Origin of the sequence: Bacillus cereus group sp. BfR-BA-01383, assembly GCF_022663495.1 — a bacterium.
Taxonomy (GTDB): Bacteria; Bacillota; Bacilli; order Bacillales; family Bacillaceae_G; genus Bacillus_A; species Bacillus_A cereus_AU.
Genome location: NZ_JAKUFP010000003.1, coordinates 50,794 through 75,261, shown reverse-complemented (window position 1 = coordinate 75,261; position 24,468 = coordinate 50,794). Strand labels below are relative to the sequence as shown.

Below are 24,468 nucleotides of genomic sequence, written 5' to 3'. Positions count from 1 at the left end.
CTTAAAATTTCCTTAAAAATTCCATAAGTTACAAAATGATGGTATGATATTCGAGGAAATTTAGGAGGGATTCTTATGTACAAAGCAAATATTTTACTTGTTGATGATGAAACAGCAATTTTACAACTACTAACTACCATTCTTGAAAAAGAAGGCTTTTCTCATATTACAACTGCAACATCAGCTGAACTAGCTTTATCTCTCACCGAACAAAACAATTACGATTTAATTATTTTAGATGTAATGCTTCCTGGGCAATCTGGTTTTGATATTTGTCCAATCATTCGCCAAAAAACAGATTGTCCGATCTTCTTCCTATCAGCAAAAGCATCTGATTTAGATAAAATATCTGGGTTTTCATACGGTGCCGATGATTATATTACGAAGCCATTTAATCCATTAGAAGTAGTAGCTCGTATGAAAGCGCAGCTTCGAAGACATATAAAGCAAGTAGTATCACACGAATCTAAAGCACACTCCATTTCATTTGGAAGATTTGAAATTGACCAACATTCTGCGGAACTAACAGTAGATGGGAATGTTGTCGAATGTTCCGCCCAGCTCTTTCAACTACTACTCTTCTTTTGCGAGAATTCGAATTACGTATTTTCAAAAGAAGAAATATATGAAAAGGTTTGGGGAGCACCAGCCTATAATGGGGATGACAATACCGTTATGGTCCATATTCGAAAGCTACGCGAAAAAATTGAACAAGATCCAAGTAAACCAGAATACATAAAAACTGTTCGCGGACTTGGCTATAAGTTCGTTACAAAGTAGGTTAAAGATATGAATTTTAATAAGCGACTTATAATCCAGTTTATCTTACAACACGTTTTTGTCTTAGTTACGTTACTTATCGCAGTAGTTGCTTCTTTTTCTTATTTAATTTTTCTTCTTAATAGTACTTTATATGAACCTAATATTTCTGATTATGATACCTTTACAATCTCCCAATATATTTCTTCTGAAGACGATAACATTACTTTAAAATCTGAGGTAAAAGATTTAATAACAGAAAAGAGTGATTGGCTTCAAATTGTAGATGAAGATGGAAAGGTTCTTTACAGCTTTAATACACCTAACGATGTTCCGACCTCTTACACAAAGACATCCTTGCTTACATATTTACAGAATGGTAGCAACAATCTTTATAAATTTAACTATTGGGAAATTAAATTAGAAAAGAAAACAGCGCTCGTTATTTACGGTGCCAAACTAAAAAGTAATACATTACTAAAAACGATACAACAAGGACATCCTTCTTTATCATTAAAGGAATTTGCTTTAACTGAACAAGAAAAACAATTACTTTCTAAAGAAAAAGCAACACTGCAAATATTTAATAACAGTGGCGAAGAAGTTTTTTCCTATCCAACTGGGAAGAAAAAAACATTTTCGGCTATACAAACGGCTCTTAATGAAAAAGAACCGTGGAATTATAAAGAAAATATATCTAGTTTTTACGATTCAAATAGCGGTCACCTCGTCGTTGTATCCGCTCCTAACGCTCATTATTATCCAGATGATGAATTAGATGATATATTTACTAAGAAACTTCTAATCGGATGCAGTTTAATCCTCCTTATTGTGTTTGTTTATTTAGTCATTCTTTCAATTTGGTATGGAAATAAGTTTGGAAAGCCTTTATTACACACGATGCGCTGGCTTAAAAACATAGCCGGAGGAAAATATGAAGAACCTGTTAGTAAAAAAGGCAAACCTGTTCGTTTCCGGCACTCCGGTAAAGAAAAATGGTCGTTCCGCATATTTAAAGATGTTACAAACTCACTAGAGCACCTTTCTATTACTTTGGAAAAGAACGATGCAATGAGAAAAGTACTGCAACAAACACGTGAAGAGTGGATTACCGGCCTGACCCATGATTTAAAAACACCGCTTAGCTCTATATACGGCTATGCATTATTACTGGAATCGAAGCAATATAATTGGACTGATCAAGACATTCAGCAATTTGGCCATGTAATGAAAGAGAAATCTATATATATGACTACATTAATTGACGACTTAAGCTTAACATATCAATTAAAAAATAATACTCTTCCTGCGCAAAACGTAAACGTTGAAATTAATCAGTTCGTCCAAAAAGTATTATTACAATTTATTAATAACCCGACACTTCAAAATCAAAATATTGAATTTGTACCAAGTTCAAACAAAATTCAATATTTCATTGAAGAAAAATGGTTCCAGCGTATTATCGAAAACTTACTCGCAAACGCTGTAAAACATAATAATGAAACGACAAATGTAATCGTAAAACTTTCACAAAACGCTACTTCATTTACACTCTCTATTTCAGATGATGGCAAAGGAATGGATGAAAAAACGAAGGGCCTTTTATTTGAACGATATTACCGAGGAACAAATACAGAAGAAAGTAACATCGGAACTGGGCTTGGTCTCGCCATTACAAAGCAGCTCGTTCATGCTCATAACGGAACAATTTCTATTGATAGCGAACTTGGGAAAGGAACGACGATTATTCTTGTGTTTCCTTTGTAAACGTCAAATTTAATAAGCAAGGTTGTATTAGTAAATGAAATTATATTAACAAAAACTCGCGTTATATCGACGTTAATTAAATTAAATTATATCGATCACAACTTGCATTATATCGACTTAACTACAAAATACGACAATACTGGCAAGCTATTAATAAGCAAGACCGTCCCAACATACCTTTTGGGACGGTCTCTTTTTCTATTTCTTCTTCACCGGTATCCAAAGCTCAACTTGAGCGAACTCACTCTTATCTTCGTGGCAACGCTCATCATATAGTTCGAACTCTGTAACGCCGCAATGTTCATATCCTGAATGCGGGAACCATTCGGAGAATACTGCATTCCACGTTTGGTGAATGGACGATACCATTTCTTCATGAGGAACTTTCGGAGTTGTAAATACAGCATATGTCGCTGCAGGGAAAGTACGCTTTGCAACTTCATTTGGTACATTTTCAAAGTCTGTAACTTCCATTCCTATTATATAAGTGAAGTCCCCTGTTTCTAAATTAAAATCTGTACATAATCCTAGCTCTACCCATTGGCTCGTATCTTTACGATTCGGAATCGTTGTTCCAAGATCTTTTTGTAAATATTCTTGCCAAAATACTGGAATGTCTTGATGGTTTTTCCCTTCTTTACTTGTCGTCTTCAGTTCATAACCCGCCACTAAAAATTCTGGTTTATTTACAATACGGTATTCCATTTGTATGCCTCCTAAATACGGATTTAATTTTCTTTGTTTTACATTCACACTGTAATACATCGGTGTTTCGATTTCTTGTTTTCGATATTCACTCGGTGTCATTTGAAATAATTTTTTAAAGGCTCTCGTGAACGTTTCGTGAGATTGAAAGCCATGCTCAAATGCGATATCAATAACTTTTTCATCCGTATGAGAAAGTTGATAAGCTGCCCGGGCTAACCTCCTCTTTCGAACATACTCCATTACTGTATCGCCTACTAATGCCTGAAATACACGATGAAAATGCGACTCAGAAAAACCTGCAATACGCGCTAAATTACGCAATGTTTGTTTTTCCATTACATCTTCTTCAATATAATCAATGGACCTCTGAATTTGTGTTTCATAGCTTTCCATCTCTGTTCACCCGCCTTATATGTATTATGATAAAAGAGAACGCAATCAGATTCTTGACGTTTTTTACTTTAATTCCATAAAACATTGTAACTTTTTTATATGTATTTCGTTGTTATGTATGAAGGGAGGGAAACGTAGTGAAACGTAAACAATCATTAGAAGACATTTATTCAGAGCATATGCATGATTTATTTCGCTATCTTCTCTCCCTAACCGGAGATTCTCACTGTGCTGAAGATCTCATGCAGGAAACATTTTATCGCATGCTCGTCCATATTGACTATTACAAAGGCGAAGAAATTAGGCCGTGGTTATTTACAATCGCCTACAACGCCTTTATTGATTGGTATCGAAAAGAGAAAAAATATAAAACAACAAAAGTGGAAGAATTCCATTTACCAAATGTGCCAAGTACAGAGCATACTTATTTCGTGAAACATGAGATTACTAGTTGGTTACAAAGCTTATCCTCTCTTCCGCTCGAAAGACGAAATGTCCTGCTACTACGAGATTACTACGGATTCTCCTATAAGGAAATAGCAGAAATGACCAGTCTCTCATTAACGAAAGTAAAAATTGAATTACACCGCGGACGGAAAGAAGCGAAAATGATAAAGGAGTGATACAGATGGTTTGTGCAGCGTTTAAAAAACTATGGAAAAAATATGAAAAAGGAGCACTCACACGTGATGAACAAGAAGAGTTAGAAAATCATATAGAAACTTGTGAAGAATGTGAAGCACATTTGGATGAATTGCTTGCGAAGAATGAGCCAGTTAAGAAAAAATTACCACCAAAAGACCTGAAAATCCCTTTTTGGAAGATTAAGTGGAAACATCGTTTACAGATGTTTGGTTTTATGCTAGCAATTTGTATCGTTATATATATAATCGGCGGGGGATTATCTGCCTTTTATTTTCAAGCTAATAATGATAAAAGACTCAAAGAAATAAGAGATGTTCCCTCTCTTGCACTTGAGGCGACAATCCCAAATAGCCGCGTTATGGGCGGCGGAACAAGTGTAGAAGCTTTTTTCCGTACGAACAGCCAATTTGATTTAGTGAAAACTGTCGGTAAAAAAGAAATGCCACTCGGTACAATAGGAACAAAAAGCTTCTTATCATCTGTCGATATCACGAAACAAGCTTGGATGAATCCATTCTATCAACCAAACCTCTTCTTTGTTCACCCAAAAATCACGCAAGGTGATTATTTAAAAGAAGCATCTAAAAAAGTGTGGGATACACTTGCAAAAGTACATGAAGGAACCGTTGCAGAAGTAGCAATTTCTTTTGACAAAGCTTACACTTTAAAAGAATTAGAACCACTTTTATATAGCATATTTGAAGCACAAGAAATCCCTCCAACTCCTGTATGGTACGCTTTAGATACAGGACAAGAAAGAATAAATGAAGAAGATTTCATCCTATCTGGGAGCGACTTTATAGGATTCCCAGAACATATAAGATTCCTTGATGATGAAACAAAAAATCTGAAAACACAAGAGGATAAAGTAATCGAAATGATGCGTATCCTTTCTACACATAAAAAAACGGTAAGCAAAATAGCTGCGCTTCCTGAAAAAGAACTAAAATTAGATAAATGTTATCAGTATGTAAAAGATAACGGCGTAAAAGTATACGGCATTGTCATTACTGGACCGTCAAAAGAGTTATTAAAATTACAAAACTCACCGCACGTACGTTATGCGACTCTTGGAGATATTGAGGTTTGGAATTGGTTTGATTGATAATGAGAAAAAGGTAGAGCATCCAATAGGGATGCTCTACCTTTTTAATCCGAAATCACTTTCACATACATCCCTCTCACCGCTTTTTCATATGCGGTATCACTCAACTGTCTTATTTGTTCTGACACGACAGACGATGAAACAACTTCACCTTCACGAAGTAACGGCGGGTCAATGAGACGTACTTTATTTTTCTGGTGTAAATCATACTCGTTTCTATCTTCTTTTACTTTTACATTTGGATGAACTTTGCTTAATAAAGTATGTACTTCCTGATTGTTACATTGCTGCAATTTCACTATAAGCTTATCATCTTCAAGAAGGAAATCATCTGCATGAATAACCTTTTTATGAAGAGCCAACTTTAACGTTTTCGCTAACATATCATTTCCGTATATATTCATTGGCTTCATCAAGAAATCGATTACTTCTTTGTAATACGTTTCTGTGAACCATTCTGCTACTTCAATATTTTGAAGAACCATTTTCCCATCTACTTCGATGACATCCGCTAAAAAACTTTGCACTTCTTCGAAAGAAATATATCCGTATGTATACATATCTCGTAACGTATAATCCACTCTGTCTGCACATAATTCTGGTGCGGACCTTTCCAGTAAAGTCCACTTCGAATCATCTAGTAAAATATCTTCGTAGTTATAGCCGTACTTCGCAAGAATCGCTGGAATTTCTGAGTTTTTCACAACAGAGCTAAATATCTCTTCATGATAACTTTCATTTTCGTTATCAAAAACGTAATCAATTACATGAGAAAAAGCAGTATGCGATACGTCATGCAGTAAACCTGCAATTTGTTCTTCCACTGAACCACCTAGTTTTTTAATTAACAACATAACACCAACTGAATGATCAAAGCGCGTTACATTCCAGTTCTCGTTCATTAAGTAACTTGCGCCGGCTTGATGAATCCCCTTCAGTCTTTGCACAGGCTTACTTAAAATTAATTCTTCTACTACTTGATCCACTTCAAATTCTGCGTATAGTACGTCTGATATAACCACTTATAATCCCCCTTTATTTCAAGCAGAGTCTTCTAATCGTACCTCTTTTATATAGTTAACACCAACAGAAATATTTATTTTTATCAAAAAAATAGAGAGCCATCAGCTCTCTATTCATAACCCTATTCAAATGTAACCTCCACCTGCACAATCTCTGACCTACTTCCAAGTCTAAGTGGTGGTCCCCAAAATCCGAATCCAGAAGAAACGATAGCATGAAATGCACCTTTTTGTACGTATCCCCAGTCCAGTTCATACATTCTTCTCGTCACAATATGATTTGGTGCCATTTGTCCACGGTGCGTGTGACCGGATAATAATAAGTCTACACCAACCGCCGCTGCTTGCTTCAATTCAAACGGCTGGTGATCCATTGCGATAACTGGCATCGATTTATCCACTGTACTCATAAGTTTCTCAAAGCTTTGGCGATCTCGCTCTGTTTTATCTCTTCTTCCAACGAGATAAAACTGATCTTCAATTGTGATCACTTCATCTAAAAGAATACGAATATCAATCTTATCCATCTCTTGTAAAAATTCAGGAATCGCTCTGCCGTAATATTCATGGTTTCCTAACACGCCGTATACGCCTAATGGAGCTTTCATTTGTTTCATAATAGGCCCCATGTTTTTTTGAATGAATACTCCTGGATGATCATCTATAATATCACCTGGTAGTAAAATAATATCAGGCTCCATTTCATTCACATGGCGGACAAGTCTTTTCAAATGCGAAACACCAGACAGTTTACCGAAATGCATATCTGAAGCCATCGCGATGCGTAAACTTTTACGCCCTTCTACCTGTTTCGGTATGTGCACCTCATATTTCCTTACTACCGGGCTATACGCATTAAATACGCCATACGTAAAAATAAAGATAAACGCAAGTAACACGGCCGTTCCCGTCCAAATAATTGCCGCTTCTTTCTCCACTGAAAACTGTAAAAAGAAGACCGTAATATCAGCTAATGGCAACAGCATAAGCGCGTATTGTATAACTGCGAACCAAACGGAACCAATCGTTCGTAGAAATGGCAGAAACTTAAACACTTGCACGAGAATGTACGCATATGAAATAAATCCGACTACGAAAGCGTAATAGCCCCAAGACTCCCAGCCAAATACTGTACTAAGCCAAACCCAGCCGTTCCAGCCAATGTAAAACATGAGTAGTGTGTATATAATTAATATGGTAAATATATTGAGATAACGAAGATTCTTCACAGCTAGCCTCCTTATTGATTTCTTCTATTATAACTTGTTATGCACTTATAACGTAAATATTAAGCACATTGTTCATCATAGTAAAAACCTCTAATTGTTAGATTTGCATCTAACAATTAGAGGTGCAATTTATATCAACGTTTTTACAGATTTTCTTTATAGAAACTTGTTAATTTTTCAACTGCCATTTTTACTGGTTCTGGTCGGTCATAAGCCACAGTCCATCGCACCTTACTCGTGAGCCAACTTTTTTATAACATATAATCTCTCTTATGTATTATTAAAATCCTTATTTTTATGAGAGTAATGTTCCTTATCTGTAAAGCTAACAAATTCTATCCCCTCACAGAAACTAATATCACCATCTACAACATTACTTCCTACAAAAGAAAAATGTTTTAAATGATCTAATGTTTGTATACAACTTATTGTCGGTATATCCCCACAATTGAAAAGGTACAAAACCTCTAAAGACTCTAAATATTAAATAGCAGAAAAGTCTTCGATATTTTTATATGCTTCCCTCTGTTTCATACAACGGATTAATGCCGTCCCCATCATAGAAATAACGTGTTACTTAACCATTTACATTTTTTAATACGACGCTGATTACTTCTTTGTTTTTGACAGATAACTATCTGCTATTCCCTCAACTTCCTGACCTCACAAATACTGTTAATGTTAAGTGACAACCTAGTTATTTCATTGTTATTGGACTAACAGGCTAGTTCGTTACCTTATTTTCAACAATTGAGCTAACTCTTTAAGACGCCTCTTCAAAGAAAGTTATCTATTTATGTTAAAATATTGCGAGTAATATTCTGTTCTTAACGATTTGATCAAGTATTAAACAAAATCATTTACAAACGAAGAAAGGATAATACTAATATAGAAAACATATCCAATGTACATAAAGACGAATCAATAAAATCCTTACAGTCAACAATCCGTAAACTCGAGAGTGCCTTGTCACAAATGACTCTGAAAGGCTCAAATACTACGTTAGTAAAGAAACGCCTCAAGGCAGTTTGCATCGGTTTAGCAATGCTAGAAAGTGCTTGGAATCAAAGCCCCCATCATTACATCCAGGAAGATTTAGCAGAAGCTCGCACTGTTCTAACTGGTTTGCTTCCATCAATTGAAAAAGTTTACGTTAAGTCAAAGGCTGGTAGTCCTCAAAGAACTCTTTTAGAAAGAAGGATTAAATCGTTGGAACTTGCTATTCAAGCGATTGATAACACTTCTAATGAATAACTTTTCCAACTAAAATAGTAACCGAATAAACAACTATAAAAAGCCTTACTACAAACATGTAGTAAGGCTTTTATTTCGAGCTTAATTATTAGCAAATCAATTGATCGACTTAAACACGTTCCACTCACCTCTTTAATGATAACCATTATCAGTGAGTATTAAAAATAATAAACACCCCATCAAACGATGAATGTTTATTTATTACACAAATATGCTTTACGATCATTTTTAAATAATAAATAGTGCGCTGTATGAACTTTCCTCTCTAAATAATCGATTGAATACGTACCAGATGGGTCTACTAAATCCCCAATTGCACCTGAGAGCTGGTCAATTACTTTCTGCAATGTTTCTAAGTTCTTCTTCTCATTTTCAGCATTCATTTCATCCATAATGTCACAAATAAGATATTGCACTCGCCGCAAACGTAATTCCTTTTGCTCCACGTATATCTCCTCCCTACTAGTCATATTACGGTTTAAATATATGGCATCATAGCTTAACCAATGCTAAAAAATACGAAGGCAACCACCTTCATAAAGGTGATTGCCCCCATTTTTATACTTGTATCGCTTTCTCTCTTAATGCTCTTCGCAGTAATTTACCCGTTGTATTCTTCGGCAGTTCTGCTAAAAACTCGATACTCATCGGCACTTTATATTTCGCTAAATGTAACGTGCAGTAATGCATGAGTTCTTCTTCTGTTACGTTCATTTGCTTCAGAACGACGTAAGCTCGTACTGCTTCCCCTAAGTTTTCATCAGGAACGCCGATTACGACAACTTCAGCTACTGAATCATGAGTATATAATACTTCTTCTACTTCACGAGGGTATACGTTGTAACCGCCAACTAGGACGATATCTTTTTTACGATCGACGATATAGAAGTAACCTTCTTCATCCATTTTCGCTAAGTCACCTGTATATAGCCATCCATCTTTAAGTGTCGCTGCGGTATCTTCTGGCGCATTATAGTAACCCTTCATAACGTTAGGTCCGCGAACAATTAATTCCCCAACTGCACCAACAGGTACTTCTTCCCCAAGCTCATTCACAATTTTATTTTCTACATGCCAAATATTTGTGCCAATTGATCCTGGTTTACGGGGACGGTCTAACGGATTGAAACAAGTAACTGGTGATGCTTCTGATAAACCGTATCCTTCTGAAACAATTACGTCAAAACGTTTTTCAAAGTTTTTCAGAAGCGCAACAGGCATTGACGCACCACCTGAAATACAAAGGCGAAGTGTCTTCACGTCTTCTGCACTCGCTTCTTCAAATAAATATAAATAATTGTACATCGTCGGTACACCAGCAAAAATCGTTGGCTCATACGTGCGACAAATACGGAATACTTCTTTTGGACTAAATTTCGGTAACATTAAAATTGTCGCCCCGTTCACAATTGGCGCATTTACCGCAACTGTTAAACAGAACACGTGGAACATCGGCAGTGCTGCAACGACGCGATCATCAGCCGTATATCGTAAATACGACGCCACATCGCTCGCGTTACTATATAAATTTTTATGTGTTAGCATAGCGCCTTTCGGTTTTCCAGTTGTACCTGAAGTGTATAGGATAACAGCTACATCTTCTTCATCTAGTTCAGGACCTTCGTAAGTTGTATCTCCAGTTCCTATAAAACTAGTAAACGTTTTCATTTTTTCGGTTTCTGTATGGTTAAAATCTGATGAGGTTTCGCATATGATGATATTTTCTAATGAAGGAAGTCTTGTTGTAAGAGATTGTATAACAGGTAGAAGGACGTCGAGTACGATGATTGTTTTTACATCTCCATTTTGTAAAATGTAATGTATTTCGTCTGCTGTATAAATTGGATTAACTGGAATGACAGTTGCTCCCGCTTTCATTGTTCCGTATAAACCGACCAAAAAATGTGGTGAATTTCCAACAACTAATGCGACATTGTCCCCTTTTCCAATGCCCATTTTTGCTAAATTGCTAGAAAACCTCGTGACCATTTTGTTTAATTGGTCATACGAGACCGACTGATCCATAAAAACATAAGCCGGTTTATCCCCCTTCTTTTTTGCCGTTTCAGCCAAAGATTGAACGAGATTCACACAAACCCCACCTTTATAAAATTTAGAATATTTAAAAATTCTAAATTAATTATATTAAAAGAAAATTAAAGTGGCAAGTGATATTCTATTAACTGCATATACACAGATCACCTCCTCTCGATTCACTTTGGAAGGATAAGGGAATTTTGTTTACCCGTAAATTATGAAACTAGGCCCAAAATCATTTTAGATAATATGCACTCATCTTTTCTCTAAGTTTATCAAGGTCTTCTTTATTTAAGCTCGTATACTCTCCATACAAATTGAGAGCGTCCGCCCCATCTTCACGAAAATAAAGTGAAATTATATCGAACATAACTCTACATATATCGACGCAAATTGAATTTTATCGAACATAACTCTACATATATCGACGTTTCGACATGGAATATCGACTTAACTACAAAATACAACAACCGTGGCAACCTATTCATAAAAGAAGGCCGTTCCAAAATATCTTTTGGGGCGGCCTCTTCTGTTTAGAAGAATAAATGCAAGAAATCTTCTGTTGTAATATTACCGAAGTAACGTGCGATATCTACGCCTTCTAAAGCTACAGTGAATGCATCTTTATCAAATTGTACGCCAGTTAAACGTTCTTCAATGTCATGAACATCTAGTGAGCCGAAGAAATCGCCGTAAATTTTACATTCTGTTACTGTTCCTTTTTTCACTTCAAGACGAACGTCAACTTGTCCAACTGGGAAACGGTGTGAATGTTGTAAGTTGAACTTCGGAGATTTTCCGTAGTTCCAGTCCCAATTGCGGTAGCGTTCTTCAGAAAGTTTATGGATTTCTTTCCAATCATCTTCTGTTAATTCGTATGTTGGAATTTCTGTTTCACCTTCGAAGATCGTTTCTAGAAGAAGTTGTCTAAACTCTTCTGTCGTCATTTTTTCGTTTAGAAATTCTGTAATGTTCGCAACGCGGCTACGGATTGATTTAATTCCTTTTGATTGAATCTTATCCATTTTTACTTTTAGTGCTGATACGACGTGATCGATTTCAGAGTCAAATAGTAACGTACCGTGACTAAACATACGACCTTTCGTTGAGAACTGTGCGTTACCTGAAATTTTTCTACCTTCAGCTAAAATATCGTTACGACCACTTAGCTCTGCATTTACGCCTAATTTACCAAGCGCTTTCGTTACAGGCTCTGTGAATTTTTTGAAGTTACTGAAACTGTCTCCATCATCTTTCGTAATAAAGCTGAAGTTTAAGTTTCCTAAATCGTGATATACTGCGCCTCCGCCTGATAGACGACGAACAACATGAATACCTTTTTCTTTTACGTAATCTGCATTAATTTCTTCTACTGTGTTTTGGTTTTTACCAATGATAATGGAAGGCTCGTTAATGTAGAACAGTAAATATGTTTCGTTAATATCTAAATTCTTCACACAGTATTCTTCAATTGCTAAGTTTATTCTAGGATCTGTAATCCCTTTATTATCAATAAATAACATCGTATCACCTCATGAGTTCCATACGTAGCCACTATGCGCTAGCGTAATATGGCCACTGAAAATTTGTTTTGCTTCTGTTACTAAATCAGATGGGTTGCCTGTATGCGGTAAGTGCGTTAATAACAGTTCTTTTACATTCGCAGTTTTCGCAATACTTGCTACTTCTGTACTATTCATATGCCCTGCTTTTGCAGCCTCTTGATGTGCATACATATTACACTCACAAATGAAAAGATCAGCATCTTTCGTGAATGGAATAAATTCAGGAATATAACTTGAATCAGCGCTGTATACTATGGCATCATCGCCAGCTGTAATACGCATCGCAAAGCATGTAACAGGATGAACAGTTTTTAAAAATGAAATGGAAAACGGTCCAACTTGAAGTGTTTCTTCTGGATTGTACGCGATTCCTTTCGTGTGTGGTTCATGCGTTAAAGAATGGAATCCATTCTCATCAAACGTATGACCGTATATCGGTAACTCCGGTAGTTGTCCTTTTGTTACACTCGTAATTAATCTCGCATATTGCAATACCCCAATGTCTGCAACATGATCATGATGATAGTGCGACAATACAACTGCATCTATATCAGATGGTGTTATATATTTTTGAAGCTGTGCTAGTACACCACTACCACAGTCTACAAGTAAACGAAAACCATCGTGTTCAAACAAATACCCCGACGTTGCTTCTCCCGCTTCTGGAAAGCCACCCCAAAAGCCGACAACAGTCATTTTCATATGTATCCTTCCTTTCTAAAACCGAGTAGCAATGCAGTTTTTACTTACATCCTACATTGTTAACTATAATCCATTTCCTAAACTTTTTCATTAATTTTCAATTTTGTTATAAAACAGTTGTTGACTTTTGTTTTTTGTACTAATACAATGATAGTAAGAAATGGAAATGGAGGGATTGACATGGTCGATCAACCAATGGAGTTTTTCAGAAATTTACCGACGAAAACTTGTGCGAATTGCGGGAAAGAAATTGATGAGCAGCACGAAGCATACCATAACAAATGTGATGATTGCGTTCACGAAGAATAGTAGTTTGTGAACATAAAAAAACCTAGCAGACATAGTCTACTAGGCTAATAACATCGTATCCTTCATCGTTGAACCTTTCACCAAGAGCTCCAGTTCAAACTCATACAATTCTTTTTTTCGATAATTTTTCGTATGGATTTTATCCATCATTAAGTCGACAACTTTTCGAGCCATCTCATCGATTGGCTGTTCAATTGTCGTAATACCTGGTTCTGTAATTTGTGATAAAATTTGATTATCAAAACCGATAACAGCGAGATCATCTGGGATACTCCAGTCATGGCGTTTCGCCTCTGAAATAATTCCAGCTGCTACCTCGTCGCCTCCTGCCAAAATCGCGGTAGGATTTTTTTTGTCCTTTAATACCTCATGGAATATTCTCTTGCCATCATCCCAAGAGAAAGCGTTTTCAAGAAAATCGATCGCTTCCACTTCTCTACTCTTTTCAGTAATAGCACGCAAAAAGCCCATTTTTCGCTGTTGGCTAACAACTTTGGTTTCGTTACCACGGCAAAAAATAAGATTACGATATCCTTGTTCTAACACATGCTTGGCAGCTATGTATGCCCCTTGCGCATGATCAAACTTCACTGTTGGAACATTTGCTTCCTCAATATATTCATTACATAACACGATTGGACCGTGTTGTAAGTATGGCTCTACATCTTCCCACGGATTTTCTAATGAACATAGAATAATGCCATCTACTTGTTTCGTAGATAATAGTTGTAAATACTCCATCTCTTTTTCCGGTAAATATCTTGTTTGACAAATAATCAGTTTATATTTATGTTCAGAAGCAGCAATCTCGATTGCTTCAATAAATCGACTGAAGAAAGGATTTGTAATCCTTGGAACTAGCACCGCAATTGTTTCCGTTTTTTGTTTACGAAGCCTTCTCGCCGCAGAATTAGGAACGAATCCTAAATGCTTCATTGCTAATTGAACCCTTTTTTTCTTCTCATCTGAAACATATGGATGATTATTAATCACCCTAGAAACCGTTGTCCTTGATAACCCCGCTAATTTCGCCACGTCCTCGATAGTCGACACGAAATTCTCCCCCTTTGCATGAAAACGTTTTCTTATCCTGATTATATAGTATATTATTGGAAACTGCAATATAGGTTGTTATGATTTTACTATATTAATATTATACATAGGGGAAAGTCTGTTAATTGGAGGGGAATTTATACTACATTTAGAAGTTTACAGTAGGCATATTTATAAAAATAGAGGGTGACATTTCATGAATCGGACAGATCGTTTATTAGCTATATTAATTGAATTACAAAGGAAGCAAACTGTTACAGCACAAAGCTTAGCCGAAAAATTCGAGACAAGTATAAGAACTATTTATCGAGATATGGATGCACTCAGTGAATCTGGCGTCCCGCTTTTCGCAATGCCTGGCCACGGTTATTCATTAATGGATGGTTATTTCTTACCGCCCATTCAACTTACGCCTGAAGAAGCTGTTACTCTTTTACTAGGCGGTGATTATATCGAGAAAACTTTCACTTCTTCTTTTTCTGTACATGCGCAATCGGCAAAAGAAAAACTGGAGGTTGTCCTTCCTACTGATCAGCAAAAGAAAGTTGAGGGTTTACGAGGAACTTTCCGTTTCCTTTCTCCCCTATTTTCACACAACCAATCTGAACAAGAAAAACTTGAAAACCAACTTATCCTGTTGCAAGAATCTATTCAAAAAGAACAAGCTATCTCTTTTTCTTATCGTAAACCAAGAGAAGCTACAAAAATAAAGCGGACCGTCCATCCTTACGGTTTAGTCAATATTTCTGGAATTTGGTATATCGTTGCTCATTGTTTGCTTCGAAAACAAATACGCAATTTCCGCTTAGATCGAATGGATACATTACAGCAAGAGCAAGAATTCTTTACAAAACCGAAAGACTTTTCCTTACAAAACTATAAACCTGAAAGCAATCGTACTGTTACAATTCATTTATTATTCCCAGTCCATATGGCACATAAAATTATTGAATCCCGCTACTTTTTTATAAATTCATACGAACAAAAAGACAATGGTTTTCATGTCTTTTTGAAATCAAGAAACATAGACGAAGTATTTCAATGGGTATTGAGCTGGGGGAGCCAAGTGCAAGTACTTGAGCCAAACGTTCTTTCTGAAAAAATCCGCGATGAAGCAAAAAAAATGTTAAAAGTTTAATTTTTTCATTTCACTACTGACATAATGCTGTCAGTAGCCCTCCTTTATTGTAGGTATTAACAAATACATTTTCATAAAAAGGAGTTAGCAATATGAAGAGATTTGAGGAGTTAGCAACGTATTACATAGAGGAATTAGAAAAGTACTCTATAGAACAATTTAGGATGAAGCCTTCTAGTGAAGAATGGTCCCTCGGTCAAATGTATAATCATTTAATTGCCTCTACATATATGCAGTTAGATGCAATCGCGAAATGTAGAACTGAAGCGCCCTCTGTAACTAACAAAAAAACGGATATGGGTGAAAAAGTATATAAACTTGGTGCTTTCCCAGATATACAAATCAAAGTACCAAATCATCCTGGATATACCCCCGAAAACCCAGCTAACAAAGAAGACGTGCAGAAACAGTTTCTAGCATTAATTACAATTGTAAAAAATACCGAAGCAACAATCACTTCTATTTCAAGTGATTGTAAAGTCGAACACCCTGGGCTTGGGTACTTAAATGCGGCAGAATGGTTCCAGCTTATTTCTATGCATTTTGCACATCATCTTCGTCAGAAGGATCGACTGGAACTTAAGATTTGCTGAATATAAACATTTCCACTAAAAAAAGACTGCCAATATTGGCAGTCTTTTCACTAAAATGTTCACTGGCTATATGATTACGCATAAAGTCCCGTATCCAGGCTCGTTACTTGCTACTAATGGCAGACTCCTCTATTTTAATCAATATAAAATCCCATCAATACATCGTCTCCATATGATCCATCTTCATATTTAATTTGCTTTCGTTGTCTTCCTTCTTCTACAAAGCCAATACGTTTATACACTTTAATTGCTCTATCATTAATAGAGACTACGCCTAAACAAATTTTCTCTAAACCTTTCTGCCCTTTAGCCCAACTAATAAGAAATTCAATTAGCTTCGTACCAATGCCTTGATTACAGTACGCCTCTCTAATCCCCATTCCCATTGTACCTGCATGTTGTAAACGTTCTAGTTCATATCGATTGAAAAGTAAAAAGCCAACTACCTCACCACCTACTTCATAAACTATGTAAAGATTACCTTTTTCATTGCTTTTCCGTATCTTTTCTCTTTCTGCATCAACATCATTTGGTAATTTATTTGGAGATACTATAAAAAACTTTGTAGTAGTCTCCGATAATATAATTTCTTTTCTAATATCCATAATGGATTCCGCATCAACCTCGTTTGCTAATCGTATCACTGAATCACCTCGTACCTTTTCTTAAAAAATAATACTGGAGCCATTAAACCCAAACTCTCAATATGCAACATTACATATTGAGAATCTTTTCACTTTTGATACAATATTTATACATCTAAATAAAAGGAATGTATACAATGAATCCAATTTTAACAGCTGCAAAACAACTATTACATAATGAAGAAAAAATTTTATCTACTTTAAAATGTTCACTTACTGACTATATGAATACGCATAAAGTCCCATACCCAGGCATGCTACTTGCTACTAATAAAAGACTTCTCTTTTTTAGCCAATATAAAAATACATTCATTGCCGAATTTGAGTATAAAAAAATTTTATCTATAGAAACAAAGCGAAGAATCTTTGACAAAAAAATAATATTTTATTATGAAGATGAATATATAACGGTGGGATATATTACAAGCTCAAATATTGAAGAGTTCATAGACTTACTACAAAGAAACTGCACAACTAGCACAGACTCATAATCAGTGGGGATCCCCCGCTGATTCATTATTTTAACTCCTCCCACTTCGTCCAAACTTCTCGCCCATTTATATGGTACATATTATCCTCTCTATCCATAAACCCATGTACAATAAATTCGCGTCTAATTGTACAAAAATCCTCATGATATTGTTTAATGAATGTATTAATTTCTTTTTCCGTATACTGATTCTCTGCATTTAACTTGCTAACTAAATGCTCTAACAATACTAGTTTTTTCTTCTTTTGACCTGAAATCCATTTTAAGCGGTCTTCTTTATCGAAAAAGTTACGGATGGTCGTATCTCTAAATTTCATTTCACTTTCGGTCATTTTGTTACCCTCCAGCAGTTTTTATATACTACAACTTTATTGTTTGTCCTTAGCATTTTTCTTCATTCTTCCACTTACAACATCAATAACGTAATATCCACTAATTAACACATAGTAGAATGTAAGCATTCCAAATATATCTTTCATACTTGTGTATTCTTTTTTATCAAACAAGATAGGTGAAAGGGCGTAAACAAGAAAGATTATTAGCGGATTTACAATAAAATAATAAGTAAGTTTTCCTTTCATCATATCAACTCCTCTACTCTATGTTTCTCTGTAAATTGTTGTAATTCCTGTTCTTTCATTTAGACTGCACATGCGATATGGTGAAATTAAGGAGAAGGATGCCTGGAGATAACATTCCACTCTAAAATTGATAATTTTTTCTTATCTATTTTAATCTACTTTCGAATTTCTTTTTCTGTTCCTATCCCATGTTTAACTATGAAAATCCTTATTTTCATTATCAGCTCTAGGTATTCTGAATATTAAGTCAAATGATGTTACACTAAAATATAAGTATTTTGATAGATACTTTTCACACATATCTCAGCTGTATCCAAAAAAACTTTTCTTACATCAGGAGCTACTACCAAACAAAAAAAACAGACTGTTATGTTCCTATAACAGTCTGTTTTAATAATCAATTTGTTTTAATTATATCTTCTTTTATTCATCACTAACATCAGTAATCCAAATACAATCAAAGCTCCACCTAAAAATGGTTCATATGCTTTATGACCACCAGTCTGTGGTAACTGTTTTCCAGCACCTTCTGATTTTTCGGGTGTTTGTCTTTCCTCTTTTGCGTTCTCTGAAGGTTTTACTTCTTCTTTTACCTCAGGGTTTTCTTCTTTCGGGTTTTCTTCTTTCGGGTTTTCTTCTTTCGGGTTTTCTGAAGGTTTTACCTCTTCTTTTACCTCAGGGTTTTCTTCTTTTGGATTCTCTGAAGGTTTTATCTCTTCTTTCACCTCAGGGTTTTCTTCTTTCGGGTTTGCTAAATGATTTTCTTCTTCTTTTATCTCTGGCTTTTCTTCTTTCGGAGTCTCTAAATGATTTTCTTCTTTTATCTCTGGTTTTTCTGGTTTCGGTTGTTCTTCTAACTCTTCTGTTGTTTCCCAATTCTCTTCTAGAGTTTCTTCTTTACCTTCGCCTTCTACTTTCGGCTTTTCTTCTTTCGGAGTCTCTAAATGATTTTCCTCTTCTGTTATCTCTGGTTTTTCTGGCTTCGGTTGTTCTTCTAATTCTTCTGTTGTTTCCCAATTCTCTTCTAGAGTTTCTTCTTTACCTTCGCCTTCCACTTTTGGCTTTTCTTCTTTCGGAGTCTCTAAATGATTTTCCTCTTCTGTTATCTCTGGTTTTTCTGGTTTCGGCTGGTCTTCTAACTCTTCTGTTGTTTCCCAATTCTCTTCTAGAGTTTCTTCTTTACCGTCGTGTATCTTCACATTTGTAATATCATATCCATTAACTTTCGATTGATATCCCGATACTGGTTGTTCTTTCACTTCATACTTATAAGCTTTTCCTTCAGAATCAAAAACTCGTAAGTTTTCAAACTCATATTTCCAATCACTTGTTTCCGTTACTTCTTTCGTTTCAATTACTTTACCATTTTGTATTAAATCTACTTTAATCGCTTTTGGACGATCATTTACTTTGTCGCCTTTCCACGTTTTCGTTCCTGCAATAGATGTAGTTGCATTTAAATCCCCTTCAGCGCCACCTTCAGCTGTAATATTTTCAACTTGGGCAACTTGTGAATCAGAGACTGGTTCATTATCTGCTACCTGATATTCAATCGCATACTTATTTTCCAGTTTCTTAATTTTCTTTCCAGCTTCTGTTATATCAGCTTTGTAAGAAATCGAAAACCTAGTACCATTAGCTTTGTCTTTATTGAAAATAGCTGTAAAAGTCATATCATTCACAAACTCTATTGTTCCATATCCTTGACTCTCAAAATCTTTTAATGAAAGTGACTTTTGGCCTGCTGCATTATCGACACTGATAGAAAAGCTATCTTTATTAAACTTTTGGCCTTCTTGCAGACTATCAGATAACTTAATGTCTGTATTTAAAACTTCTTTGTTATAATTGACCATTAAAAACCAACGAACCTCATCAGTGTTATCTGGTTGAATATCCCCGGCTTTGTAAGAAAACGGTCCTTTATGATTTTCTCCACTACCTCCACCACTGCTTGGTCCAGTAATCGTTACTTTTTGCATTTCTAGATTTGTTCCTAGGTTAGTTTGAATTTCTTTCTTTTGATCTGTTTCCACATTTGTAGCTTGAACATTTATAGTAAAGAATCCTCTAATATTATTACGCGTACTTACTTTTTCATTAAATATACATTTTGCAACGCCTGCTGATACTTCACAAACACCATAATCATCTAATGGTATTTTCCCATTAAACCCTTTAAGTTCTGGCGGTAATGTTAATGTCAATACATCTCCAGGCTGTAGCTTATAACCATCTTTTTCACTAAAATTGACATTGATTTTAGTTCTTTCTCCATAATATAAATCTGTTTTTTCAATGTTAAAACTATCCACAAATCCCATTGCATTTAACTCTTGTGCTTTTGCAATTGTTGGCACTAAACTTTGAGCTATAACAACCACAAAAATTAAAAAAGTTGAAATCCATTTTTTTGAATTGATATTCATATTTCCTCCTATTATCATTAAATAATTATTGCTCCTTGCTACAACAATCGAACGAACTTACACTCCGCCCTTAAAAATATCGCAACAAAAAGTTTTTATATAAGCTCCTTTTAAAAATATTAAAAAAAGTTTTTCTTTTTCTTATCCTTTAATGAATAGCATTCTAAACTAGTAATTAAACACATTAAGTGAATTGATTCTATACAATTGTATAGACAACTTACTCTCCAAAGTGATAACACCTCTCTAATTAATTAGAGAGGTGTTATCAACGTATTTCTAGCTATTCAAACATAAAAGAAACGATAAAAACTAGTTGTTTGACTCCATTACAATATTATTCATTTATAAGAATCAAAAACGGACCGAACCGTTCGGTCCGTTTTTGATTCTACCATTTGTTCTACACTATTACAATATTATTCATTAAAATACCTTTGAATATTTTAATGCAATCTCTATTTCACCAAAATAATTCTCACTATACAATATTCACTGACTTGTAGGATAGTAATACTTTTCATAAAAAATTGTTATATAGCCTTTTATGTTCCAAAAAGCTCACAGATCAAACGCACTTTCTTCTTTATTATTTAACAATTTTGATTACGATTCCTCAAAAGGTAATTTTATCTTTAAAATCATGTTTTACAAAATAACCCCCAAAAATAATTGTACCATTGTCTATATTTATAACTGGCGTAACTATAACTATTCTACTAAGCTCAGATTAAATGTAATCCAACAACAATTCTTTCGTTTGGATTCCATAATAAATGTTCACCCCTCCGAGAATTTGGCAAACCTCTATCATCTACAATTCATTACAATATCATAATAAAACGAAAATTTCTACATTTTGTATATTTTATCCATATAAATTTACCTAAACAGATTCTCTTTTTCATGAGTAAACATATATAGAACTTAACTAATATATCATAAATTTATTATTCTAAATAACAAAATGAAAATTATAAAATTTCACATATAAAAGCTTCTTTTTTATATTAATAAACCCTTTTATACAGTAGGCATTCCGTTTCCTACTCATTCCCTTAGTACATTTGAATTAACTATGGGCATACATATATTCCCCTTTGTTTCTAAGTACTTTTTTATTAAATTATAAAATAATATGTTTACCATAAATATACACAACTTATTATATATACGAGTAAAAAATACAGAATCAATTATATTTACAAGCTTGTAACTTGCTTTAAATAAATATGTATATAATAATATGTAAGTAACATTTAATTCTTGTAGCATGAGAAAAGCAAAAAACTTATGACTTGCTATACATTTATCATTTTATAGTAAACATATATAACAACAAATAATCTAAAAAAACTAATTTTAAGAATATAAAAAATCCAAAGTGAAAAAAATAATAATTCGAAATCTTAAATTTGAGAGGTACATTGATCATGGTTAAGGTAGATAAGGTAAAAGAAAAAATAATTGAAAAATCTTTATATCTATTTAATACGCAGGGGATTTCCCGTACATCAATTCAGCATATAATGGACGCTACTTCTCTGCCTAAAGGCGCTATTTATCGACGATTTAAAGGTAAAGAAGAAATTGCATTGGCTGCATTTCATAAAAGTGGAGAAATTATATGGAAACATTTTTATGAAGCTATAGAAAGTAAAGAGAAAGTCATCGATAAAATCATTGCTATTTTCCTTGTATACCAAGATGCAGCCAACAACCCTCCAATACCTGGTGGGTGTCCTTTACTTAATGTTGCAATTGAAAGTACAGATGTCTTTCCTGAGTTACATATGGCAGCAGCAAAGGGATATGATAATACAGTAGCACTAATGGAGTCTCTTATTAGAGAAGGAATAGAAAAAAGGGAATTTAATAATGATATAGATGTTCTATCACTTGCTTCTTTTCTTTCTTCTTCTATGCAGGGAGCTATTATGGCTAGTCGAGTATCAAAAAATAATATACACCATCATTATTTTCTAGTACAAATAAGACAACTTCTTAATTCATATTCAATGTAAAAAGAGACACAACATATATGTTATTAAAATTAAGATGGTTCAAGTCGGAGGAAGGCACCTTAGGGTGTCTTTTTTATATAGCGCATAATATATTATTATTATATAGTGATTTATATTAGACAGGAAAATAATATGGATTTCCAATTATACATACCAACCCCCTTTCAAGGGGTGCCTGAAATCGGATTTATTATATTAGGAATTGTAATTTTGTTATGCACTGGACTAGCGCTTTTCTCAGCATGGATTCAAAGTCTAATTCCTAATCAAATCAGACATCTGATTAAAATTTATTTTATGGTCCTAATACTTGTATTTATTACCATAGCAATTAAAAAAACTGGATATATAACAGCTTTATTTTAAAAGTAGTTATGAGTATGTCTTTCTTTATGACGTAGCGTCAAAGAAAGGCAAATTTACAATGCTATGCCGACAATCTTCTCAAAAGGAATTTACTATATTCCTAACCTCAAAAATTATATAAATAATTATTACTTCAAAATCGATACAGTAGGTGAAAAATATGTTTTACGATGAGCAAAAGATTATTGCTGAAGGTTTAAAATCACCATATTACTATAAAAATATTTTATTAGAGGAATATCACGCTTAGTTTGAGCAAATCTTAAAATCTATCCAGCATGACCTAAAATTGTTTCACAAAAATTTAATTTATACAAAGAAAATTTTTGATTTTATTAATTTTAAATTTAAAACTGAAGTTGTATTTCCAGAGCTGCAAAAAGCCGCCGCAAAAGGATATAATAATACTATATTATTAATAGGATCTCTTATTGAAGAAGGAATAGAAAAACAAGAGTTTAAAGAAGATGTAGATGTTTTATCACTCGCGTCTTTTCTTGCATCGTCAATGGAGGGAGCTATTATGGCTAGTCGAGTGTCTAATAATAATGAATACTATCATTATTTTATTGAACAAGTGAAATATCTTCTGACTTCTTATTCTAACTTTACATCTAGTTGTAGTTGAACGCCTATCTCTGACCTAGAGTTAAACGGCTACATTTTTAAAAGTACAAGTTAGAAATACTATATATTCCCATTAACTTAATGATATAAAGTGAAACTTTAATCAGTGGGGGTTTTGTTCATCCCCCACTGATTATTAGCCCTCATCAATCGGGCGTTTACGGGCAGTTAATGCGGGATAAACTACTCCCAAAAGTATAAAACGTTATTCTTTCTAGATAAGATAAATTAGAAAGAATAACGTTTTTTTGTACTTGAGGGTATTATAAAACCTCTTATGTTGATGGTGATGACCACTTTGTTCAAACGGTCACTTCTTATAGTAATAAAAGGATTATCTTAATTTGACAATCCTTTTAATAAATAAAGTTCAAATAATTCTGCGATTTTCTCTTTTTCTAGCGGTTCATGGTTTTTTTCCCAATCAAAAATAAGCGATACGTATAAGCGAAGCATAATAAATGCTGTAATTTCTGGATTACATTTGCTAATTTCACCTTTTTCAATCGCCATTTCTAAATAGGATTGAATAACAGAAACGATTTCCACATCAACTTGTTGCATCACTTCTTGTACTTCTTTCGTTCCCATATCGCGCTCTTCTTGAATTAATTTAATCATGAGCTGATGTTCTTTTCTAAATTCTAAGATGCTATATAATGCTCTATGTACATTTTCAAAAAATGAAATATCTGGACGAATTGCATCTTTTGCAACTTGCCTCATTTCTGTAATTAAATTAGAAATAATTTCGCCAAACAGTTCTTCTTTATTTTTGAAAAAAGTATAAATTGTTCCTTTTCCAACATTCGCTAATTTCGCTACTTGATCCATCGTTGTTGCTTTATAACCGAACGCTGAAAAAGACTTTGTTGCAGCTTCAATAATAGAACGCTTTCGATCTATCGCCACATCTTCACCTCCAAAAATGACCAATCGGTTAATATAGTCAATTAGTACACTTTCGATATTACCACACGCTTACATTCTATACAAGTTCTCTTTTTTAATTATTCCCAGTATAAAAA

Annotated in this window: 23 protein-coding genes and 3 pseudogenes; 12 read left to right on the top strand and 14 right to left on the bottom strand. The window is 34.4% G+C overall.

Annotated features, from left to right (window positions below; translation table 11 throughout):
- The first annotated feature begins 75 nt into the window (after positions 1–75).
- On the top strand, positions 76–780 hold the full coding sequence (locus MR065_RS04255; RefSeq protein ID WP_242212626.1) for a response regulator transcription factor: 705 nt from the start codon (positions 76–78) through the stop codon (positions 778–780).
- A 9-nt stretch (positions 781–789) separates the two neighbouring features.
- Positions 790–2,526: an ATP-binding response regulator gene (locus MR065_RS04250; RefSeq protein WP_242212625.1), complete on the top strand. Its 1,737-nt coding sequence runs from the start codon at positions 790–792 to the stop codon at positions 2,524–2,526.
- A 198-nt stretch (positions 2,527–2,724) separates the two neighbouring features.
- Here MR065_RS04250 and MR065_RS04245 read toward each other — a convergent pair whose 3' ends face one another.
- Positions 2,725–3,627: an AraC family transcriptional regulator gene (locus MR065_RS04245; protein WP_000446848.1), complete on the bottom strand. Its 903-nt coding sequence runs from the start codon at positions 3,625–3,627 to the stop codon at positions 2,725–2,727.
- A gap of 137 nt (positions 3,628–3,764) precedes the next feature.
- Between MR065_RS04245 and MR065_RS04240 the strand changes: the two genes are divergently transcribed.
- Both MR065_RS04240 and MR065_RS04235 read left to right on the top strand, forming a co-directional pair.
- A complete protein-coding gene (locus tag MR065_RS04240) occupies positions 3,765–4,250 on the top strand; it encodes an RNA polymerase sigma factor (protein WP_242212624.1) in 486 nt (161 codons plus the stop codon).
- A gap of 5 nt (positions 4,251–4,255) precedes the next feature.
- Positions 4,256–5,377: an anti-sigma factor gene (locus MR065_RS04235; RefSeq protein WP_242212623.1), complete on the top strand. Its 1,122-nt coding sequence runs from the start codon at positions 4,256–4,258 to the stop codon at positions 5,375–5,377.
- A 44-nt stretch (positions 5,378–5,421) separates the two neighbouring features.
- Here the strand turns inward: MR065_RS04235 and MR065_RS04230 are convergent, their stop codons facing one another.
- The 3 genes and pseudogenes from MR065_RS04230 to MR065_RS27680 form a co-directional block, all read right to left on the bottom strand.
- Positions 5,422–6,399, bottom strand: a complete 978-nt coding sequence (locus MR065_RS04230; protein ID WP_242212622.1) for an HD domain-containing protein — start codon at positions 6,397–6,399, stop codon at positions 5,422–5,424.
- A 122-nt stretch (positions 6,400–6,521) separates the two neighbouring features.
- Positions 6,522–7,628 (bottom strand): metallophosphoesterase, encoded by a 1,107-nt coding sequence (locus tag MR065_RS04225; protein ID WP_242212621.1) that lies wholly within the window; start codon positions 7,626–7,628, stop codon positions 6,522–6,524.
- Positions 7,629–8,145: 517 nt separating this feature from the next.
- Positions 8,146–8,223, bottom strand: a pseudogene (locus MR065_RS27680) (RHS repeat domain-containing protein); the annotation flags it as partial.
- Between the two features lie 293 nt (positions 8,224–8,516).
- Here MR065_RS27680 and MR065_RS04220 point away from each other — a divergent pair.
- On the top strand, positions 8,517–8,882 hold the full coding sequence (locus MR065_RS04220) for a hypothetical protein (RefSeq protein ID WP_242212769.1): 366 nt from the start codon (positions 8,517–8,519) through the stop codon (positions 8,880–8,882).
- A 194-nt stretch (positions 8,883–9,076) separates the two neighbouring features.
- On the opposite strand, the gene MR065_RS04215 is transcribed toward MR065_RS04220, so the two are convergent.
- From MR065_RS04215 to MR065_RS04200, 4 genes are all read right to left on the bottom strand, one after another.
- Entirely contained in the window at positions 9,077–9,328 is a 252-nt protein-coding gene (locus MR065_RS04215) for a hypothetical protein (RefSeq protein ID WP_000435466.1), read from the bottom strand.
- 112 nt (positions 9,329–9,440) lie between these two features.
- Positions 9,441–10,973: a fatty acid--CoA ligase family protein gene (locus MR065_RS04210; RefSeq protein ID WP_242212620.1), complete on the bottom strand. Its 1,533-nt coding sequence runs from the start codon at positions 10,971–10,973 to the stop codon at positions 9,441–9,443.
- Positions 10,974–11,452: 479 nt separating this feature from the next.
- Positions 11,453–12,442, bottom strand: coding sequence for a lipoate--protein ligase (locus MR065_RS04205; RefSeq protein ID WP_097903908.1), 990 nt, complete (start codon positions 12,440–12,442; stop codon positions 11,453–11,455).
- 9 nt (positions 12,443–12,451) lie between these two features.
- Positions 12,452–13,186 (bottom strand): MBL fold metallo-hydrolase, encoded by a 735-nt coding sequence (locus tag MR065_RS04200; RefSeq protein ID WP_097903907.1) that lies wholly within the window; start codon positions 13,184–13,186, stop codon positions 12,452–12,454.
- 180 nt (positions 13,187–13,366) lie between these two features.
- Here MR065_RS04200 and yhfH point away from each other — a divergent pair, with 180 nt between their 5' ends.
- Complete coding sequence (yhfH, locus tag MR065_RS04195) at positions 13,367–13,495, top strand: protein YhfH (RefSeq protein WP_097903906.1); 129 nt, start codon at positions 13,367–13,369, stop codon at positions 13,493–13,495.
- Positions 13,496–13,534: 39 nt separating this feature from the next.
- On the opposite strand, the gene MR065_RS04190 is transcribed toward yhfH, so the two are convergent.
- Positions 13,535–14,548, bottom strand: coding sequence for a LacI family DNA-binding transcriptional regulator (locus MR065_RS04190; RefSeq protein ID WP_097903905.1), 1,014 nt, complete (start codon positions 14,546–14,548; stop codon positions 13,535–13,537).
- Between the two features lie 196 nt (positions 14,549–14,744).
- Here MR065_RS04190 and MR065_RS04185 point away from each other — a divergent pair, with 196 nt between their 5' ends.
- The 3 genes and pseudogenes from MR065_RS04185 to MR065_RS04175 all read left to right on the top strand — a co-directional run.
- Entirely contained in the window at positions 14,745–15,686 is a 942-nt protein-coding gene (locus MR065_RS04185; protein ID WP_242212619.1) for a helix-turn-helix transcriptional regulator, read from the top strand.
- Positions 15,687–15,778: 92 nt separating this feature from the next.
- On the top strand, positions 15,779–16,279 hold the full coding sequence (locus MR065_RS04180; RefSeq protein WP_242212618.1) for a DinB family protein: 501 nt from the start codon (positions 15,779–15,781) through the stop codon (positions 16,277–16,279).
- Between the two features lie 58 nt (positions 16,280–16,337).
- Positions 16,338–16,427 (top strand): annotated as a pseudogene (locus MR065_RS04175) (PH domain-containing protein); the annotation flags it as partial.
- Here the strand turns inward: MR065_RS04175 and MR065_RS04170 are convergent.
- Positions 16,414–16,923 carry a GNAT family N-acetyltransferase gene (locus MR065_RS04170; RefSeq protein WP_242212617.1) on the bottom strand — a complete coding sequence of 170 codons (510 nt, stop codon included), beginning with the start codon at positions 16,921–16,923 and terminating at the stop codon, positions 16,414–16,416. The pseudogene MR065_RS04175 and the gene MR065_RS04170 sit on opposite strands and share 14 nt — an antisense overlap.
- Before the next feature lie 137 nt (positions 16,924–17,060).
- Between MR065_RS04170 and MR065_RS04165 the strand changes: the two genes are divergently transcribed.
- Entirely contained in the window at positions 17,061–17,414 is a 354-nt protein-coding gene (locus tag MR065_RS04165; RefSeq protein ID WP_242212616.1) for a PH domain-containing protein, read from the top strand.
- Between the two features lie 25 nt (positions 17,415–17,439).
- On the opposite strand, the gene MR065_RS04160 is transcribed toward MR065_RS04165, so the two are convergent.
- From MR065_RS04160 to MR065_RS04150, 3 genes are all read right to left on the bottom strand, one after another.
- Positions 17,440–17,745 (bottom strand): DUF2087 domain-containing protein, encoded by a 306-nt coding sequence (locus MR065_RS04160; RefSeq protein ID WP_242212615.1) that lies wholly within the window; start codon positions 17,743–17,745, stop codon positions 17,440–17,442.
- Positions 17,746–17,781: 36 nt separating this feature from the next.
- Entirely contained in the window at positions 17,782–17,997 is a 216-nt protein-coding gene (locus MR065_RS04155) for a hypothetical protein (protein WP_242212614.1), read from the bottom strand.
- Between the two features lie 404 nt (positions 17,998–18,401).
- The gene (locus MR065_RS04150) at positions 18,402–20,423 is read right to left on the bottom strand and encodes a Cna B-type domain-containing protein (protein WP_242212613.1); all 2,022 of its coding nucleotides are present in this window, start codon (positions 20,421–20,423) and stop codon (positions 18,402–18,404) included.
- 1,433 nt (positions 20,424–21,856) lie between these two features.
- Here MR065_RS04150 and MR065_RS04145 point away from each other — a divergent pair.
- Positions 21,857–22,447, top strand: coding sequence for a TetR/AcrR family transcriptional regulator (locus MR065_RS04145; protein ID WP_242212612.1), 591 nt, complete (start codon positions 21,857–21,859; stop codon positions 22,445–22,447).
- A gap of 724 nt (positions 22,448–23,171) precedes the next feature.
- Positions 23,172–23,441: pseudogene (locus MR065_RS04140) on the top strand (TetR family transcriptional regulator C-terminal domain-containing protein); the annotation flags it as partial.
- A gap of 338 nt (positions 23,442–23,779) precedes the next feature.
- Here MR065_RS04140 and MR065_RS04135 read toward each other — a convergent pair.
- Positions 23,780–24,352, bottom strand: coding sequence for a TetR/AcrR family transcriptional regulator (locus MR065_RS04135; RefSeq protein WP_242212611.1), 573 nt, complete (start codon positions 24,350–24,352; stop codon positions 23,780–23,782).
- Positions 24,353–24,468: the final 116 nt, after the last annotated feature.

Excerpts from the sequence above, each read along its gene's own strand:
- MR065_RS04255 (WP_242212626.1), top strand. The coding sequence starts at position 76 with ATGTACAAAGCAAATATTTTACTTGTTGATGATGAAACAGCAATTTTA.
- MR065_RS04250 (WP_242212625.1), top strand. The coding sequence starts at position 790 with ATGAATTTTAATAAGCGACTTATAATCCAGTTTATCTTACAACACGTT.
- MR065_RS04245 (WP_000446848.1), bottom strand. The coding sequence starts at position 3,627 with ATGGAAAGCTATGAAACACAAATTCAGAGGTCCATTGATTATATTGAA.
- MR065_RS04235 (WP_242212623.1), top strand. The coding sequence starts at position 4,256 with ATGGTTTGTGCAGCGTTTAAAAAACTATGGAAAAAATATGAAAAAGGA.
- MR065_RS04205 (WP_097903908.1), bottom strand. The coding sequence starts at position 12,442 with ATGTTATTTATTGATAATAAAGGGATTACAGATCCTAGAATAAACTTA.
- MR065_RS04200 (WP_097903907.1), bottom strand. The coding sequence starts at position 13,186 with ATGAAAATGACTGTTGTCGGCTTTTGGGGTGGCTTTCCAGAAGCGGGA.
- yhfH (WP_097903906.1), top strand. The coding sequence starts at position 13,367 with ATGGTCGATCAACCAATGGAGTTTTTCAGAAATTTACCGACGAAAACT.
- MR065_RS04185 (WP_242212619.1), top strand. The coding sequence starts at position 14,745 with ATGAATCGGACAGATCGTTTATTAGCTATATTAATTGAATTACAAAGG.
- MR065_RS04180 (WP_242212618.1), top strand. The coding sequence starts at position 15,779 with ATGAAGAGATTTGAGGAGTTAGCAACGTATTACATAGAGGAATTAGAA.
- MR065_RS04165 (WP_242212616.1), top strand. The coding sequence starts at position 17,061 with ATGAATCCAATTTTAACAGCTGCAAAACAACTATTACATAATGAAGAA.
- MR065_RS04160 (WP_242212615.1), bottom strand. The coding sequence starts at position 17,745 with ATGACCGAAAGTGAAATGAAATTTAGAGATACGACCATCCGTAACTTT.
- MR065_RS04155 (WP_242212614.1), bottom strand. The coding sequence starts at position 17,997 with ATGATGAAAGGAAAACTTACTTATTATTTTATTGTAAATCCGCTAATA.
- MR065_RS04150 (WP_242212613.1), bottom strand. The coding sequence starts at position 20,423 with ATGAATATCAATTCAAAAAAATGGATTTCAACTTTTTTAATTTTTGTG.
- MR065_RS04145 (WP_242212612.1), top strand. The coding sequence starts at position 21,857 with ATGGTTAAGGTAGATAAGGTAAAAGAAAAAATAATTGAAAAATCTTTA.